This window comes from Sagittula sp. S175, from assembly GCF_049800975.1.
Lineage (GTDB): Bacteria > Pseudomonadota > Alphaproteobacteria > Rhodobacterales > Rhodobacteraceae > Sagittula.
In genome coordinates, this window is sequence record NZ_JBNAGB010000008.1 from 154,148 (window position 1) to 168,008 (window position 13,861).

Below are 13,861 nucleotides of genomic sequence, written 5' to 3' on the forward strand. Positions count from 1 at the left end.
AATTCCCGACAGGCGTACACAGGTATGCATGTAATGCAAGACTACAGAGAGTTTCAGGAAGGGTAGAGCTTCATGGCAGGAAACAGCGGCGGCCCCTGGGGGGGCGGTGGCAACCAGGGCGGCAATGGCCAGCGCCCGCCTTCGGGTGGTGGTGGCGGCGGGCGTCGTCCGGAAGACAACCAGATCCCCGAGATCGACGAGCTGATGAAGAAGGGCCAGGAGCAGCTGCGCGTCCTCATGGGCGGTCGCGGTGGCGGTGGCAATCGCCAGGGCGGCGGCGGCATGGGGGGCGGCAATGGTGGCCCCGGCCTGACCAAGGGCACGCTCGGTCTGGGCGCGCTGGTGCTGGTGGGCATCTGGGCGGTGTCCTCCTTCTACACCGTGAAACCCGAAGAGCAGTCGGTCGAACTGTTCCTGGGCGAGTATTCCTCGACCGGGGAGCCGGGCCTGAACTTTGCGCCCTGGCCGCTGGTGACCTATGAAAAGGTCAACGTGACCTCGGAACGGACGGAGACCGTGGGCGGTGGCCGTGCGGGCAATGACGGGCTGATGCTGACCACCGATGCGAACATCGTGGACATCGACTTTCAGGTTGTGTGGAACGTTTCGGACCCGTCCAAGATGCTGTTCAACATCGCAGAGCCGCAGGAAACCGTGCAGGCCGTGTCTGAATCGGTCATGCGCGAGATCATCTCGGCCACCAATCTGGCACCGATCCTCAACCGCGACCGTGGCCTGATCGCCGACACCGCGCGCGAGAACATCCAGATGACGCTGGACGAATACGACAGCGGCATCCGCATCGTGCGGGTCAACCTGCGTGGCGCGGAACCGCCGCGCGAGGTGATCGACGCCTTCCGCGAGGTGCAGGCCGCCGAGCAGGAGCGTGACCGTCTGGAACGGCAGGCCGACGCCTATGCCAACCGCGTCGTGGCCGAGGCCCGTGGTCAGGCCGCGCAGACGCGCGAGCAGTCCGAGGGCTACCGCGCACAGGTGGTGAACCAGGCGCTGGGTGAGGCCGCGCGCTTCACCTCCGTCCAGCAGGAATACGCGCAGGCCCCCGAGGTCACGCGCCGCCGCCTGTACCTGGAAACCATGGAAAAGGTGCTGGGTGACGTGGACAAGATGATCCTCGACGACGCCCTGACCGGCGAGGGCGGAGGCGGCGTGGTACCGTATCTGCCGTTGAACGAACTTGGCCGGTCCTCGACCGGCGGATCGAACTGAGGGAGGGCCGAGAGATGAACAAGACGACATATCTGTTGCCGGCCGCAGTGGTTCTGCTGGTGGTGGTGCTGTCCTCGGTCTTTGTGGTGGACGAGCGCGAAAAGGCGCTGGTGCTGCGCTTTGGCCAGATCCAGACCGTGAAGGAAGAGCCGGGCCTCGGCTTCAAGATGCCGCTGCTGGACGAGGTCGTGCGCTATGACGACCGCATCCTGTCGCTGGACACCGAGACCATCGAAGTCACCCCGTCGGACGACCGCCGTCTGGTGGTTGACGCATTCGCCCGCTACCGCATCGCGGATGTGGTGCAGTTCCGTCAGGCCGTGGGCGTGGGCGGTATCCGCGTCGCCGAGGAGAGGCTTCAGGGCATCCTGAACGCGCAGGTCCGCGAGGTGCTGGGTGCCGATCAGGTGACATCGGACACCATCCTGTCCGAAGACCGTGGCGCGCTGATGATCCGTATCCGGGATCAGGCCCGTTCCGAGGCGCGTTCGCTGGGGCTGGACGTGGTGGACGTGCGTCTGAAGCAGACAAACCTTCCGGCGCAGAACCTCGAGGCGACCTTTGCCCGGATGCGCGCGGAACGCGAACGCGAAGCGGCGGACGAGATCGCCCGTGGTAACGAAGCGGCGCAACGCGTGCGCGCGCTCGCGGATCGTACCGTGGTCGAAACCCTGTCCGAGGCCGAGCGCGAGGCGAACGTGATCCGCGGTGAGGCCGACGCCGAGCGCAACCGGATCTTTGCCGAGAGCTATGGCGCGGACCCGGAGTTCTTTGCCTTCTACCGGTCGATGCAGGCCTACGAGACGGCACTGAAGGGCGGCAACTCGTCCATGGTCATGACGCCGGATTCGGAGTTCTTCGAGTACTTCAACGCGCAAGGGCAGGGGGTGCCTGCGGCTTCTGCTCCGGCAGCCGAGGCGCCCGAGGCAGCACCCACCGACGCGGCCCCGGCCCCGTCTGACGCGGCGACCGTGCCCGAGGCCCCGGCCTCTGACACGGCACCCGTGGCGGAGCCGGTGGCGGACCCGGTCGAAGAGACCGCGCCCGCAGCGGGCAACTGATCCGCGCATGGATCTGCGCGACATATTGGCGGGGATCGGCATGGTCCTCGTGATCGAGGGGCTGGTGTACGCACTGGCCCCTTCGCTTGTCGAACGCCTGCTGGAGGCGTTGAAAGAGATGCCGCTGGAGATGCGCCGCAACCTCGGCCTTCTGACGCTGGTCACCGGCGTGGTGATCCTGTGGATGGCCCGGCGCTGAGCGCGGCAGGCCTCCTTTGGCAACATCCTCACAGGCCCGATCTTCACGTTTATGTTCCGTCACCGCCTTTCACTTGGGCGTGAGACCGCCTGTACACGTCTTTGGTGTTGCGCCATCAAGCCTATGTACGACACACTGGAGAGGACGGCAGGGCGGTCGTGGCCTGAGGGTGGAGGCGGCTGTCGTGACCAGATAGAAGGAGGCTTCCTTGAAAGCTCAAGTCATCGCACGGACCCGGGAGGACGCGACGCCGCTGAGGCTGTTCTGGCTCGCGACGCTCTCGATGGTTCTTATCCTGTCGCAATCGTTGATGGCGCACGCCCGTGGCGCGCCCGAAAGTTTTGCCGATCTGGCCGAACGTGTCAGCCCGGCAGTGGTGAACATCACGACCTCGACCACCGTGGCGGGCCGCACGGGACCGCAGGGGATCGTGCCCGAGGGGTCGCCCTTCGAGGATTTCTTCCGCGAGTTCCAGGACCGCAACCGCAATGGCAACGGTGACAGCGCACCGCGCCGGTCCTCGGCGCTGGGGTCGGGTTTCGTGATCTCGGAAGACGGCTACATCGTCACGAACAACCACGTGATCGAAGGCGCTGACGAGATCATGATCGAGTTCTTCGAGGGGTTCGATCTGCCGGCGACGCTGGTGGGCACCGATCCGAACACCGACATCGCGGTGCTGAAGGTCGAGGCGGATAACCCGCTGAAGTTCGTGTCCTTCGGCAATTCGGACGAGGCCCGCGTGGGCGACTGGGTCATGGCGATGGGCAACCCGCTGGGGCAGGGCTTCTCGGTGTCTGCCGGGATCGTGTCGGCCCGCAACCGCGCGCTGTCGGGCACCTATGACGACTACATCCAGACCGACGCGGCGATCAACCGGGGCAACTCCGGCGGTCCGCTGTTTAACATGGATGGCGACGTGATCGGCGTGAACACCGCGATCCTGTCCCCGAACGGCGGCTCGATCGGCATCGGTTTCTCGATGGCGTCGAACGTGGTGACCCGCGTTGTCGACCAGCTCAAGGAGTTTGGCGAGACCCGCCGCGGCTGGCTGGGCGTCCGCATTCAGGACGTGACCGATGACGTGGCCGAGGCTCTGGCGCTGGCCGAAGCCAAGGGCGCGCTTGTTTCCGACGTGCCCGAAGGTCCGGCGATGGACGGCGGCATGAAGGCCGGTGACGTGATCCTGTCCTTCGACGGCGTCGACGTTCAGGACACCCGCCAGCTGGTCCGCACCGTGGCCAACACCCCGGTAGGCAAGACCGTCCGCGTGGTGGTGAACCGCGATGGCGAGACGCAGACGCTGAAGATCACCCTTGGCCGCCGCGAGGAAGCCGAGACCGCGATCCCGGCCTCTGCCGAAGGTCCGGGTGCAGAGCCGCAGGAAGTCGAGACCATGGGTCTGACGCTTGCACCGCTGACCGACGAGATGCGCGACGAGCTGTCCGTTCCGGCGGGCACCGACGGTCTGGCCGTGACGGCGGTGGACGAGGCATCGCAGGCGTTCGAGAAGGGCCTGCGCGCCGGTGACGTCATAACCGAAGCGGGTCAGAGCACCGTGCGCACCGTGGCCGAACTGCAGGATCGTATCGACGAGGCCAAGGAAGAGGGCCGCAAGTCGATCCTGCTTCTGGTGCGCCGCGCCGGTGACCCTCGCTTTGTCGCGCTGGGACTGGACGAGGGCTGATCCCGTCCGCAACGCATTGACAAGGGGCGCCTTTCGGGGCGCCCTTTTTCTTTGGCGTGGTTGCATGCACGGCAAAGGGCGGCTGTGATGCCAATGCACCCGGCGGCGCGCAGCCGGGCAGGTGTGGGAGACGCGTGGTACAGATGCTGAACTTGTTCCGAAAGCAACCGTCATGGGCGCCGTTCCTGCGGCGACACCCACCCGAATGGGGCGCCGCGCTGGCCCGTCTTGTCGCACACGGCAGCGTCGGACCTTATCCGGGCGACCTGCAAACCGACATCGCCCTGCGCGAGGCGCTGACGCTTGCCGCCGTGACAGAGGTGGCGGGGCCGGAGGCGGCGGACTTCATCGCCTCCTTCCGGCACTACAATCCCGACATGTTCCTGTCGGAGAACCGGGGTCGGTTCCCCGTACTGGACCGCATCGACGCACTGTCGCCGTCCGGGCGCACGGCGTTTTTCGTCAACGTCCTGGGCGGGATGAAGCTGTTGGCTCTGACGAGTGCCCGTTCCCTTGACCGCAAGCCGGAGACCTGGACGCGCGATTTCATCGCCTTTCGCGATGACGTGCCGGATCTTCGATACCTGCACTTCGATGTGACCTCTTACCCGATCTTCCTGAACGAAGGGGCGCATGGGACGTTTTCAGGCACGGCCATTGCTTATGCCTTGGCGGAAGTTGCCAAGGCGCCCATGGATGTACCCGAAGACCTCGCTATCGAGTTTCTCCGTATCGTCCGCGCTCGTGGGGCGCGTCATCTGTTCTTTGCCAAGGGCTTGGCAAAGCACCTCGTGGCGCCATACCGGGCGGAGCCGTCGGAGGAATACCTGCGGCAATTCGGGCTGACGCATGCTTTTCTGAACGAGAAGGCACATGGGTTCGGACGGCAGAACGCCTGGGCGGACTCGCGGCACTACCTGCGCACTCTGATGAACCGGGCTGTGAGCCGGTCGGCCTGAAAGATGGGTCAGCCCGCGTCGGCGGGGGCGAGGGTCGCATGATCGACCGTTATCAGGCCCAGCGAGCGCGCCGTTTCCAGAGACAGCTGCGAGCTGTCCAGACCACGGTCCGCTTGATATTTGCGGATCGCTGCGGAGGTGGGCGGGTCGATCCAGCCGCTGACGTTGCCGCCGAAATAACCGCGTGCCGCCAGCGCCCGCTGGAGTGACGAGATGAACTCCGGCGTCATCTGGTGGCCGCAGACGGCATCAAAAATGTATTCCGAGCGTTCCCGCACGACCTTTGGCACGGGGGCGCGGCGATAGACGGGGGGCGTGATGACGGTGCCGTCTGGGGCGATTTCCGCCTGGATGACCTGCACCTCGCCCATGACGTGTTCGTAGACGGCGGGGGTTTCCTCGCGCGCCTGGCAGCGCCCGTCCGACAGGGCGACCACCGGGGTGGTCAGGCGCACAGGCGACAGGGCGACGGGCTGGATGTCCGAGAAATCTTCGTCCCGGCTGACGCTGTCCGTCACCGGCGCATGTGTGCAGGCGGACAGCAGCAGCGCACACATAACCACCCGGCGGGCTGCGCCGGTTCCTGCGAGACGCACAAACCTGCGCGTATCGGGGAAGGATTTCACTGCTCGGGCCTCTTTGTGCCTTTGGTTTGGCCAAAGCCTAGCGGGTTTCGGGCGGTCTGGGAAGATCATGGGCAAGATCCGGGTCCAGAAGCCGATCAAGCAGTTGCGAAATGTCCTCAATATGCTCGGCGAGGATGTGGGTGACGCCATGGTCGCGCTGCAATCGCCCGGTGACGCGCAGCATCCGTCCGGCGATCACCGCGCGCCTGAAGCGTTCATAAAGCGCGCGCCAGACGATGATGTTGACCACGCCGGTCTCGTCTTCGAGCGTGACGAAGATCACGCCCTTTGCCGTCCCGGGCCGCTGCCGCAGGATCACCAGACCGGCCACGGTCACGCGCGCGCCCATGGGCGGCTCGTGTAGGCGGCTGGCCACGAGGGCCGAGGGGGGGCGGGGCCACGACATGAGAACAAGTGTAGAACATGTGGGGCGGGGCGGAAAGGGCTCAGTCCGTGATCGTGATCGGCGTGCCGTCGGGGACCAGCGACCAGATCTCGGCCATCTCGGCGTTGGTCACGGCCATGCAGCCGTCGGTCCAGTCCCACAGCAGGTGCAGCCGTCCCAGCGCGCCCCAGCCATTGGGGAGCCCGTGGATCATGATCATGCCGCCGGGGTCCTCGCCCCGCGCCTCGGCGGCGGCGATGTCGGCGTGCGCAGGGTAGGAGACATGCAGCGACAGATGCGCAAAGGACCGGGCATTGCGCCAGTCGATCACGTAGTCGCCCACCGGGGTGCGCTCGTCGCCCTCGCGGGTCTTGTGGCCTTCGGGCGCGGCTCCGAGAGAGATGTCATAGGCGCGGATCGGCAAGCCCGCGCGCCACAGCGTCAGGCGGCGCGCGCCCTTGTCGACGGTGATGGCATCGGCCCGGGCGCTGGCCTCGGCCATAGCCGGGGGCGTGCCGGGGGCGATGCGGGCCATGACCTTCGTGTAGCCCGCCAGTGTGACAACGAGGAGGAGCAGGCCCAGAGCGGTGAGGAAAAGTGTACGGCGTGACATGCCGGGCATATGGGACGCTAGGGAGGCGCAACGCAAGGGCGGAGGGCCGGTGCGGAGTGCGCTCCGGCGAGTGGGCTTTCACCGCGCCACAGAAAACCCAAAGGCCTGCGGCGATAACGCGCCCGCCCGCACAGAATCGCATCCCGGGGGTGGTCCGTGCCGTCCGCAATGCCTTTGACGGGAGAGGAAGCCTGCAAATGGCTCTGGCGCTGGGCAATCGCAGCGCTTAGGTATTTGCGCGAAACGAAATCGAGAGGAGCGGTGAAATGGCGAAGATCACCTATATCGAGCACAACGGCACCGAGCATGTGGTGGATGTCCCCAACGGGTTGACCGTCATGGAAGGCGCACGCGACAACAACATCCCCGGCATCGAGGCCGATTGCGGCGGCGCCTGCGCCTGCTCCACCTGCCACGTCTATGTCGATCCCTCCTGGGTGGACAAGCTGCCCGCCAAGGAAGACATGGAAGAGGATATGCTGGATTTCGCCTTTGAGCCGAACCCGCAGACCTCGCGCCTGACCTGCCAGCTGAAGGTCTCGGACGCGCTGGACGGCCTCGTCGTGCGGATGCCGGAAAAGCAGATCTGATGCGCTGCGCCTCGGGGGACAAGCCCGCCGGGGCGCCTACGACTGCGGCTGTCTCCACGGGGGCGCCGCGTCGGCGTGGCTTTGCGTTGCGCGCGCTCGTGCGCGGCGCGGTTTTGAGCTTTGCACTTGTGGCGGCGGGGGACGGTGGCGCGCTGGCCTGTCCCACGGACTTCCCGGTGAACGGGATGGCCAAGCGGACGGCCTCTGCACCCTTCCTGAACACCAAGGGCCTGTTTGGCCGGCTGGAAGCCTGGTCTCCGACCGGCACCCGCCTGCGCCTGCACGCGGCCTATTTCGATCCGACCGATGAATACGGCCATGGCGTGTTGGGAGACCTGAAGGACGGCAAGGGCCTGACGATCCGCATCACGGCAAACGACGGCTCCGGTCCGGGGACCTGTCCGACAGGCGTTTTCCTGCCCGAGGGGCTGGTGTTCGAAGGCGTGACGCCACTGGTGGCGGACGTGGATCCCGGCGGCTATCCCGAGGTGGTGGTGACCGAGAGCAGCGTCACGCAGGGCGCGCGCCTGTCCATCTACGACCGACACGGGGAGCGGTTGGCATCCACACCGTTCATAGGACAGCGCAACCGCTGGCTGTCGCTGATCGGCGCGGGCGATCTGGACGGCGACGGCAGGGTCGAGATCGCCTACATCGACCGCCCGCATCTGGCGCAGGTGCTGCGCGTCTGGCGCTACGACAAGGGCCGCCTGACCGAGGTCGCAAATGCCGAAGGCTTCACCAATCACCGCATCGGTTGGCCGTTCATCGAGGGCGGGGTGCGCGACTGCGGGCAGGGTCCGGAGATGATCCTCGCCTCGGGCGACTGGTCAAAGATCATGGCGGTGCGGTTCGACGGGCGGCTGCAGGCGCGGCTGCTGGCGGGCTATGCCCCGGCCATGATCGGTGCCGCGATGGAGTGCCGATGACGGCGCAATCTCAGATGTAAAAGGGGGGGCTCTGCCCCCGTCCGCCTCCGGCGGACTCCCCCGCGGTATTTGGATCAAGATGAAGGGAAAGGGCGCGCGCCCCTGCTTCTTTGGTTTTCCAAATACCCTCGGGGGAACGCTCCGCAGGAGCGTTGGGGGCAGAGCCCCCTGCCAGGGGGCCGCAGGCGCCATACTGCACAGGCTTGTCATGTCGATTGGGGCTTTGCTTTCGCCTGCTTGCGAATTAGGGCTTGCGCCCATGCGTATACTCTTTCTTGGCGATGTAATGGGCCGCTCGGGGCGGCAGGGGATCACCGACCGTCTTCCGGCCTTGCGCAAGGACTGGCGGCTGGATTTCGTGATCGTGAACGGCGAGAATGCCACCAATGGCCACGGGCTGTCGGCGGCGCATGCCAATGCGATTTTCGAGGCGGGGGCGGATGTGGTGACCCTCGGCGACCACGCCTTTGACCAGAAGGAGATGTTGGCGCATATCGAAAGCGACACCCGCATCATCCGACCGCTGAACTTGGCCCGGCAAGCGCCGGGGCGGGGGGCCGCGCTGTACAAGGACGCGCGCGGGCGCAAGGTGCTGGTGGTGCAGGCCTTGGGGCAGGTCTTCATGAGCCGCAATTACGACAGTGCCTTTACCGCCGTGGACGAGGTGTTGAAGCGTCATCCGCTGGGCGGGCAGGCGCAGGCCATCGTGGTGGACATGCATTGCGAGGCGACCTCCGAGAAGATGGGCATGGGGCATTTCTGCGATGGGCGGGCCTCGCTGGTCGTGGGGACGCATACGCATGTCCCGACGGGAGACGCTCAGATCCTGCCCAAGGGCACGGCCTTTTTGTCGGATGCGGGGATGTGCGGCGATTACAACTCTGTCATCGGGATGGAGCCTGCGGAACCGCTGCGCCGCTTTGTCAACGGCATGGCCAAGGGCCGGTTCGAGCCCGCGAATGGCGATGCGACCCTCTCCGGCGTCTTCATCGAGACCGACGACCTGACCGGCAAGGCCAAGTCCATGGCCATGGTGCGACAGGGCGGGCGGTTGCTGCAATGCGGGCCGGACGCCTGACGTGACCCGGGTGTGGCCGTTCCTTGCGCTGATCCTGATCGGGGCGGCATGGGGCGGAACGCAGCCGCTGTCCAAGGTCGCGGTTTCTGATGGATACCGGCATTTCGGCCTGATCTTCTGGCAGGTGGCCCTGTCCGGGGCCGCGATGGCCGGGTTGACGGTGCTGCGCGGGCGCGGGTTGCCGCTGCATGGGCGGGCGTTGGGGTTGTATCTGGTCGTCGGTCTAGTGGGTTCCGTGTTTCCGGGGATCACGGCCTATCAGGGCATGGTGCATCTGCCGTCCGGCGTGATGTCGATCCTGATCGCTGCCGTACCTCTGGTGGCCTTTCCGCTGGCCATGGCACTGGGCATGGAGCGGCTGCGGCCCCTGCGCCTGTTGGGCCTGCTGATGGGGCTGGCAGGTGTGGCGCTGCTGGTGGTGCCGGAGAACGGCCTGCCGCCGGGCGTCGATCCGATCTGGGTGCTGATCGTGCTTCTGGGGCCGGTCTGTTACGCCATCGAAGGCAATTACGTGGCGCTGAACGGCACCGAGGGAATGGACCCGGTGCAGGTGCTGACTGGCGCCTCGTTTGTGGCGGCGCTGGCGAGCCTGCCGCTGGCGCTGCTGACGGGGCAGTTCATCGTGCCGCACTGGCCGCTTGGCGCGCCGGACCTTGCGTTATTGGCGAGCACCGCGCTGCATACGCTGGCCTACGGCGGCTACGTATGGCTGATCGGATTTGCGGGCAGCGTCTTTGCCGCGCAGGTTGCTTACCTGGTGACCCTGTTCGGGATCAGCTGGGCGATGCTGTTCCTGGGCGAGGGCTATTCCGGCTGGGTCTGGGCTGCGCTGGCGGTGATGCTGTCCGGCGTGGCACTGGTGCAGCCGCGGCCTGCGTCCGATGCCTCTGCGTCAAAGGCCGCGCTTGCGCCCGAAGGGGACGCAGGCCAGAATGCAAACGTTTGATAAACGGCTATAACAGGGCAGGAACCGCCGTATGGGATGGATCGAGCTGAGCCAGACGGCAGAGGCCTGGATGACGCTGGGCACCTTGGCCGCGATGCTGGTGCTTTTCGTGCGCGAGACCTACCCGACAGAGGTGGTGGCGCTGGGCGGCGTGGGGTTCCTGCTGCTGACGGGTATCCTGGATTACGACACGGGCGTGGCCGTGCTGGCGAACCCGGCCCCCTGGACCATCGCCGCGATGTTCATCGTCATGGGCGCGCTGGTGCGGACGGGGGCGCTGGACGCCTTTACCGGCTTTGCGCAGGCGCAGGTCCGGGTGCGGCCAAAGCTGGCCATGCTGGGGATCTTTGCCGCCGTGCTGGTGGCCTCGGCCTTTCTGAACAACACGCCGGTGGTGGTGGTCATGCTGCCGATCATGGTGCAGATCGCCGGGCAATTGGGGACGACTCCATCCAAGCTGCTGATTCCGCTGAGCTATGCCGCGATTCTTGGCGGGACGACGACGCTGATCGGGACCTCGACCAACCTGCTGGTGGATGGCGTGGCGCGCAACGCGGGGCTGGATGCCTTTGGGATCTTCGAGGTGACGCCGCTGGCCATGGTGCTGGCGGCGGCGGGCATGGGGTTCATGGGGCTGGTGGGGCGCTACCTGCTGCCGGAACGGACGTCGATGGCGGGGATGCTGTCGGACCGCTCGCGGATGAAATTCTTTACCGAGGCCGTCCTGCCGCCGGAAAGCAACCTGATCGGGCGCGAAGTGCTTGGGGTGCAGCTGTTCAAGCGCGAAGGCGTGCGGCTGATCGACGTGGTGCGCGGTGATGAATCGCTGCGGCGCAACCTGCAGGACGTGGTGCTGCAGGTCGGTGACCGGGTGGTCCTGCGCACCCAGATGACGGAACTGCTGTCGCTGCAACGGGACAAATCGCTGAAGCGGGTGGACCAGGTGTCCGCCAAGGAAACCACCACGGTCGAGGTGCTGATCTCGCCCGGGTGCAAGATGGTGGGGCGCAGCCTGGGCGCGTTGCGCCTTCGGCGGCGGTACGGCGTGTACCCGCTTGCGGTGCATCGGCGAAACCAGAACATCGGGCGGCAGCTGGATGAATTGGTGGTGCGGGTGGGCGATACGCTGCTGCTCGAAGGCAACCCGGAGGACATCAAGCGCCTTGCCGACGACATGGAACTGGTGGACGTGACGCAGCCCTCGGCGCGGGCGTATCGCCGGGCGCAGGCGCCGATTGCGATCGGGGCGCTGGTGGCGATTGTCCTGCTCTCGGCGCTGGGGGTGGCGAATATCCTGACACTGGCGGTGATCGCCGTGGCGGTGGTGCTGCTGACACGCTGCATCGACGCGGACGAGGCGTTTTCCTTTATCGAAGGGCAGTTGCTGGCGCTGATCTTTGCCATGCTGGCAATTGGCGCGGCGCTGGAGACCTCGGGCGCGGTGTCGCTTGTGGTGAACGCCGTCGCGCCGGTACTGGGCGAATTGCCCGGCTGGGCGGTGGTCATGGCGGTCTTCCTGCTGTCTTCGACCCTGACCGAGATCGTGTCGAACAATGCCGTCGCCGTGGTGGTGACGCCCATCGCGATCACTCTGGCACATACGCTGGGCATCGACCCGCGCCCGCTGGTGGTGGCGGTGATGCTGGCGGCCTCGTGTTCGTTCGCAACACCCATCGGGTATCAGACCAACACGCTGGTCTATGGTCCGGGGGGGTACAGTTTCACTGACTTCCTGCGGGTCGGCGTGCCGATGAACGTGCTGGTGGCGGTGCTGGGATCCTTGCTGATCCCGTGGTCCTTTCCGCTTTGAGCGCGGACCGGGGGCCAGCCCCCGGACCCCCGGAGGTATTTGGACCAAGAAGAAGCAGGGGCGCGGTGGTTGCTTCTTCTTGGTCCAAATACTCAAATTTCAAAGGTCAATTCTGTGCGCGGACTTAGCGGTAACGCGAAACGAAGCCCGCAAGCAGCCGTTCCGGATGGGTGACATCGGCGGCGCGGCACATGGCAATCAGGGCGTCGGCCTCGGACGGAGGGAAATAGCCCTTGTGGCGATAGATGCGGATGCGGGTCTCGAACCCGGCGGCGTCGGCTTCCGGGTGGAATTGCGTGGCGTAGACGTTCTCGCCGTGGCGGATCAGCTGGTAGGGGCAACTGTCGGCGGCGGCGAGGTGGGTCGCGCCATGGGGCAGGTGTTGCACCGCTTCCTTGTGGCCGACGAAGGCGTCGAAGCTGTCCGGCAGGTCGCGGGTCAACGGGTCCAGTCTGCCGGCATCGGTTAAACGACAGGTTACCGCACCGACCGGTTCGCCAAAGCGGGCCTTTGACACCTCGGCACCGAGGTGGTGGGCAAGGATGCCGATGCCATAGCAGCAGCCGAGGAAGGGGATGTCGTTGTCCGTGATGGCGGGCATCAGGGACAGGCAGGCGGCCTCGATCCGGGCCTCGACGGGGTCCTTGGTGGCGGGATCGTCCGACACGCAGCCCGGGCCGCCGCCGACGATCACCCCGGCGTAGTCGCGCGGGTCGAGGCCGTCGGGCAGGTCCTGCTGGTCCAGCCGGATACGGTGGACCTGTGCGTCGTCCAGCCCGCCCTTGGACAGGAAGGCGTGGTATTCGTCGTCGCTGGCCTCGGTCTCGGGGCGCAGCTGGAGGAGGAGGAAACGTGCCATGGCAGAGGCTTAGGCCCAAGGTCGCGCGGGATCAATGCCTGCCCTTGGCAAGGGGGGCGGCCATGGCTTATAGAGACGCGAATTTTCATACGCGTGAGCAAGAGGCGAGATCATGGCCGGCCATTCCAAATGGGCAAACATCCAGCACCGCAAGGGCCGTCAGGACAAACTGCGGGCAAAGGTATTCTCGAAACTTTCCAAGGAGATCACCGTCGCCGCCAAGATGGGCGACCCCGATCCCGACAAGAACCCGCGCCTGCGTCTGGCAGTGAAGGAAGCGCGTGGCCAGTCCATGCCGAAGGACAACATCGAGCGCGCCATCAAGAAGGCCGTGGGCGGCGAGGGCGAGGATTACGCCGAGATCCGGTACGAGGGGTATGGCCCGAACGGGGTGGCGGTGATCGTCGAGGCGATGACCGACAACCGCAACCGCACCGCGTCGAACGTGCGCTCGACCTTCACCAAGTACGGCGGCAACCTGGGCGAGACGGGTTCGGTCGGTTTCATGTTCGAGCGCAAGGGCGAGATCATCTATCCGGCCTCCGTCGGCAGCGCCGATGACGTGATGATGGCCGCGATCGAGGCCGGGGCCGAGGATGTGGAATCCTCGGAAGACGGGCATGTGGTCTATTGCGAAGACACTGATCTTGCTGAGGTTTCCAACGCTCTGGAAGCAGCGCTTGGCGAATCCGAATCCACCAAGCTGGTGTGGAAGCCGAGCACCACGACCGAGCTGGACCTCGACGGCATGCAGTCGCTGATGAAGCTGGTCGATGCGCTGGAAGACGACGATGACGTGCAGCGCGTCACGACGAACTTCGAAGCCTCGGACGAGGTCATGGCGCAGCTGGACGCCTGATTTCATTACGAACCGGAACATGGAGCGCGCGGT

The 13,861-nt window shown here is 65.9% G+C and carries 15 protein-coding genes; 11 read left to right on the top strand and 4 right to left on the bottom strand.

What is annotated here, in order from left to right:
• The first annotated feature begins 72 nt into the window (after nucleotides 1-72).
• The 5 genes from hflK to ACP16H_RS12585 all read left to right on the top strand — a co-directional run bounded on the left by hflK (nucleotide 73) and on the right by ACP16H_RS12585 (nucleotide 5,133).
• On the top strand, nucleotides 73-1,227 hold the full coding sequence (gene hflK, locus ACP16H_RS12565; protein WP_425072646.1) for an FtsH protease activity modulator HflK: 1,155 nt from the start codon (nucleotides 73-75) through the stop codon (nucleotides 1,225-1,227).
• Between the two features lie 14 nt (nucleotides 1,228-1,241).
• On the top strand, nucleotides 1,242-2,288 hold the full coding sequence (gene hflC, locus ACP16H_RS12570) for a protease modulator HflC (RefSeq protein ID WP_425072647.1): 1,047 nt from the start codon (nucleotides 1,242-1,244) through the stop codon (nucleotides 2,286-2,288).
• 7 nt (nucleotides 2,289-2,295) lie between these two features.
• Nucleotides 2,296-2,487 (top strand): DUF2065 domain-containing protein, encoded by a 192-nt coding sequence (locus ACP16H_RS12575; protein WP_425072648.1) that lies wholly within the window; start codon nucleotides 2,296-2,298, stop codon nucleotides 2,485-2,487.
• A 283-nt stretch (nucleotides 2,488-2,770) separates the two neighbouring features.
• Entirely contained in the window at nucleotides 2,771-4,174 is a 1,404-nt protein-coding gene (locus tag ACP16H_RS12580) for a Do family serine endopeptidase (protein ID WP_425072732.1), read from the top strand.
• Nucleotides 4,175-4,317: 143 nt separating this feature from the next.
• Complete coding sequence (locus ACP16H_RS12585) at nucleotides 4,318-5,133, top strand: hypothetical protein (protein ID WP_425072649.1); 816 nt, start codon at nucleotides 4,318-4,320, stop codon at nucleotides 5,131-5,133.
• Between the two features lie 8 nt (nucleotides 5,134-5,141).
• Here ACP16H_RS12585 and ACP16H_RS12590 read toward each other — a convergent pair whose 3' ends face one another.
• From ACP16H_RS12590 to ACP16H_RS12600, 3 genes are all read right to left on the bottom strand, one after another.
• Nucleotides 5,142-5,690 (bottom strand): peptidoglycan-binding domain-containing protein, encoded by a 549-nt coding sequence (locus tag ACP16H_RS12590; protein ID WP_425072650.1) that lies wholly within the window; start codon nucleotides 5,688-5,690, stop codon nucleotides 5,142-5,144.
• Nucleotides 5,691-5,796: 106 nt separating this feature from the next.
• Nucleotides 5,797-6,165 carry an OB-fold nucleic acid binding domain-containing protein gene (locus tag ACP16H_RS12595; RefSeq protein WP_425072651.1) on the bottom strand — a complete coding sequence of 123 codons (369 nt, stop codon included), beginning with the start codon at nucleotides 6,163-6,165 and terminating at the stop codon, nucleotides 5,797-5,799.
• A 40-nt stretch (nucleotides 6,166-6,205) separates the two neighbouring features.
• Nucleotides 6,206-6,757, bottom strand: a complete 552-nt coding sequence (locus ACP16H_RS12600) for a L,D-transpeptidase family protein (protein ID WP_425072652.1) — start codon at nucleotides 6,755-6,757, stop codon at nucleotides 6,206-6,208.
• A 266-nt stretch (nucleotides 6,758-7,023) separates the two neighbouring features.
• Between ACP16H_RS12600 and ACP16H_RS12605 the strand changes: the two genes are divergently transcribed.
• From ACP16H_RS12605 to ACP16H_RS12625, 5 genes are all read left to right on the top strand, one after another.
• Nucleotides 7,024-7,347, top strand: a complete 324-nt coding sequence (locus tag ACP16H_RS12605) for a 2Fe-2S iron-sulfur cluster-binding protein (RefSeq protein ID WP_425072653.1) — start codon at nucleotides 7,024-7,026, stop codon at nucleotides 7,345-7,347.
• Nucleotides 7,347-8,276 (top strand): FG-GAP repeat domain-containing protein, encoded by a 930-nt coding sequence (locus ACP16H_RS12610; protein WP_425072654.1) that lies wholly within the window; start codon nucleotides 7,347-7,349, stop codon nucleotides 8,274-8,276. Before ACP16H_RS12605 ends, ACP16H_RS12610 begins: the two co-directional genes overlap by 1 nt.
• Before the next feature lie 259 nt (nucleotides 8,277-8,535).
• Nucleotides 8,536-9,354: a TIGR00282 family metallophosphoesterase gene (locus tag ACP16H_RS12615; RefSeq protein WP_425072655.1), complete on the top strand. Its 819-nt coding sequence runs from the start codon at nucleotides 8,536-8,538 to the stop codon at nucleotides 9,352-9,354.
• Between the two features lies 1 nt (nucleotide 9,355).
• Nucleotides 9,356-10,300: a DMT family transporter gene (locus ACP16H_RS12620; protein WP_425072656.1), complete on the top strand. Its 945-nt coding sequence runs from the start codon at nucleotides 9,356-9,358 to the stop codon at nucleotides 10,298-10,300.
• Between the two features lie 31 nt (nucleotides 10,301-10,331).
• Entirely contained in the window at nucleotides 10,332-12,110 is a 1,779-nt protein-coding gene (locus ACP16H_RS12625) for an SLC13 family permease (RefSeq protein WP_425072657.1), read from the top strand.
• A gap of 124 nt (nucleotides 12,111-12,234) precedes the next feature.
• Here ACP16H_RS12625 and ACP16H_RS12630 read toward each other — a convergent pair whose 3' ends face one another.
• Nucleotides 12,235-12,969, bottom strand: a complete 735-nt coding sequence (locus tag ACP16H_RS12630; protein WP_425072658.1) for a glutamine amidotransferase — start codon at nucleotides 12,967-12,969, stop codon at nucleotides 12,235-12,237.
• A gap of 112 nt (nucleotides 12,970-13,081) precedes the next feature.
• Here ACP16H_RS12630 and ACP16H_RS12635 point away from each other — a divergent pair, with 112 nt between their 5' ends.
• Nucleotides 13,082-13,828: a YebC/PmpR family DNA-binding transcriptional regulator gene (locus tag ACP16H_RS12635; protein WP_425072659.1), complete on the top strand. Its 747-nt coding sequence runs from the start codon at nucleotides 13,082-13,084 to the stop codon at nucleotides 13,826-13,828.
• Nucleotides 13,829-13,861: the final 33 nt, after the last annotated feature.

Excerpts from the sequence above, each read along its gene's own strand:
- hflK (WP_425072646.1), top strand. The coding sequence starts at position 73 with ATGGCAGGAAACAGCGGCGGCCCCTGGGGGGGCGGTGGCAACCAGGGC.
- hflC (WP_425072647.1), top strand. The coding sequence starts at position 1,242 with ATGAACAAGACGACATATCTGTTGCCGGCCGCAGTGGTTCTGCTGGTG.
- ACP16H_RS12575 (WP_425072648.1), top strand. The coding sequence starts at position 2,296 with ATGGATCTGCGCGACATATTGGCGGGGATCGGCATGGTCCTCGTGATC.
- ACP16H_RS12580 (WP_425072732.1), top strand. The coding sequence starts at position 2,771 with ATGGTTCTTATCCTGTCGCAATCGTTGATGGCGCACGCCCGTGGCGCG.
- ACP16H_RS12585 (WP_425072649.1), top strand. The coding sequence starts at position 4,318 with ATGCTGAACTTGTTCCGAAAGCAACCGTCATGGGCGCCGTTCCTGCGG.
- ACP16H_RS12590 (WP_425072650.1), bottom strand. The coding sequence starts at position 5,690 with ATGTGTGCGCTGCTGCTGTCCGCCTGCACACATGCGCCGGTGACGGAC.
- ACP16H_RS12595 (WP_425072651.1), bottom strand. The coding sequence starts at position 6,165 with ATGTCGTGGCCCCGCCCCCCCTCGGCCCTCGTGGCCAGCCGCCTACAC.
- ACP16H_RS12600 (WP_425072652.1), bottom strand. The coding sequence starts at position 6,757 with ATGTCACGCCGTACACTTTTCCTCACCGCTCTGGGCCTGCTCCTCCTC.
- ACP16H_RS12605 (WP_425072653.1), top strand. The coding sequence starts at position 7,024 with ATGGCGAAGATCACCTATATCGAGCACAACGGCACCGAGCATGTGGTG.
- ACP16H_RS12610 (WP_425072654.1), top strand. The coding sequence starts at position 7,347 with ATGCGCTGCGCCTCGGGGGACAAGCCCGCCGGGGCGCCTACGACTGCG.
- ACP16H_RS12615 (WP_425072655.1), top strand. The coding sequence starts at position 8,536 with ATGCGTATACTCTTTCTTGGCGATGTAATGGGCCGCTCGGGGCGGCAG.
- ACP16H_RS12625 (WP_425072657.1), top strand. The coding sequence starts at position 10,332 with ATGGGATGGATCGAGCTGAGCCAGACGGCAGAGGCCTGGATGACGCTG.
- ACP16H_RS12630 (WP_425072658.1), bottom strand. The coding sequence starts at position 12,969 with ATGGCACGTTTCCTCCTCCTCCAGCTGCGCCCCGAGACCGAGGCCAGC.
- ACP16H_RS12635 (WP_425072659.1), top strand. The coding sequence starts at position 13,082 with ATGGCCGGCCATTCCAAATGGGCAAACATCCAGCACCGCAAGGGCCGT.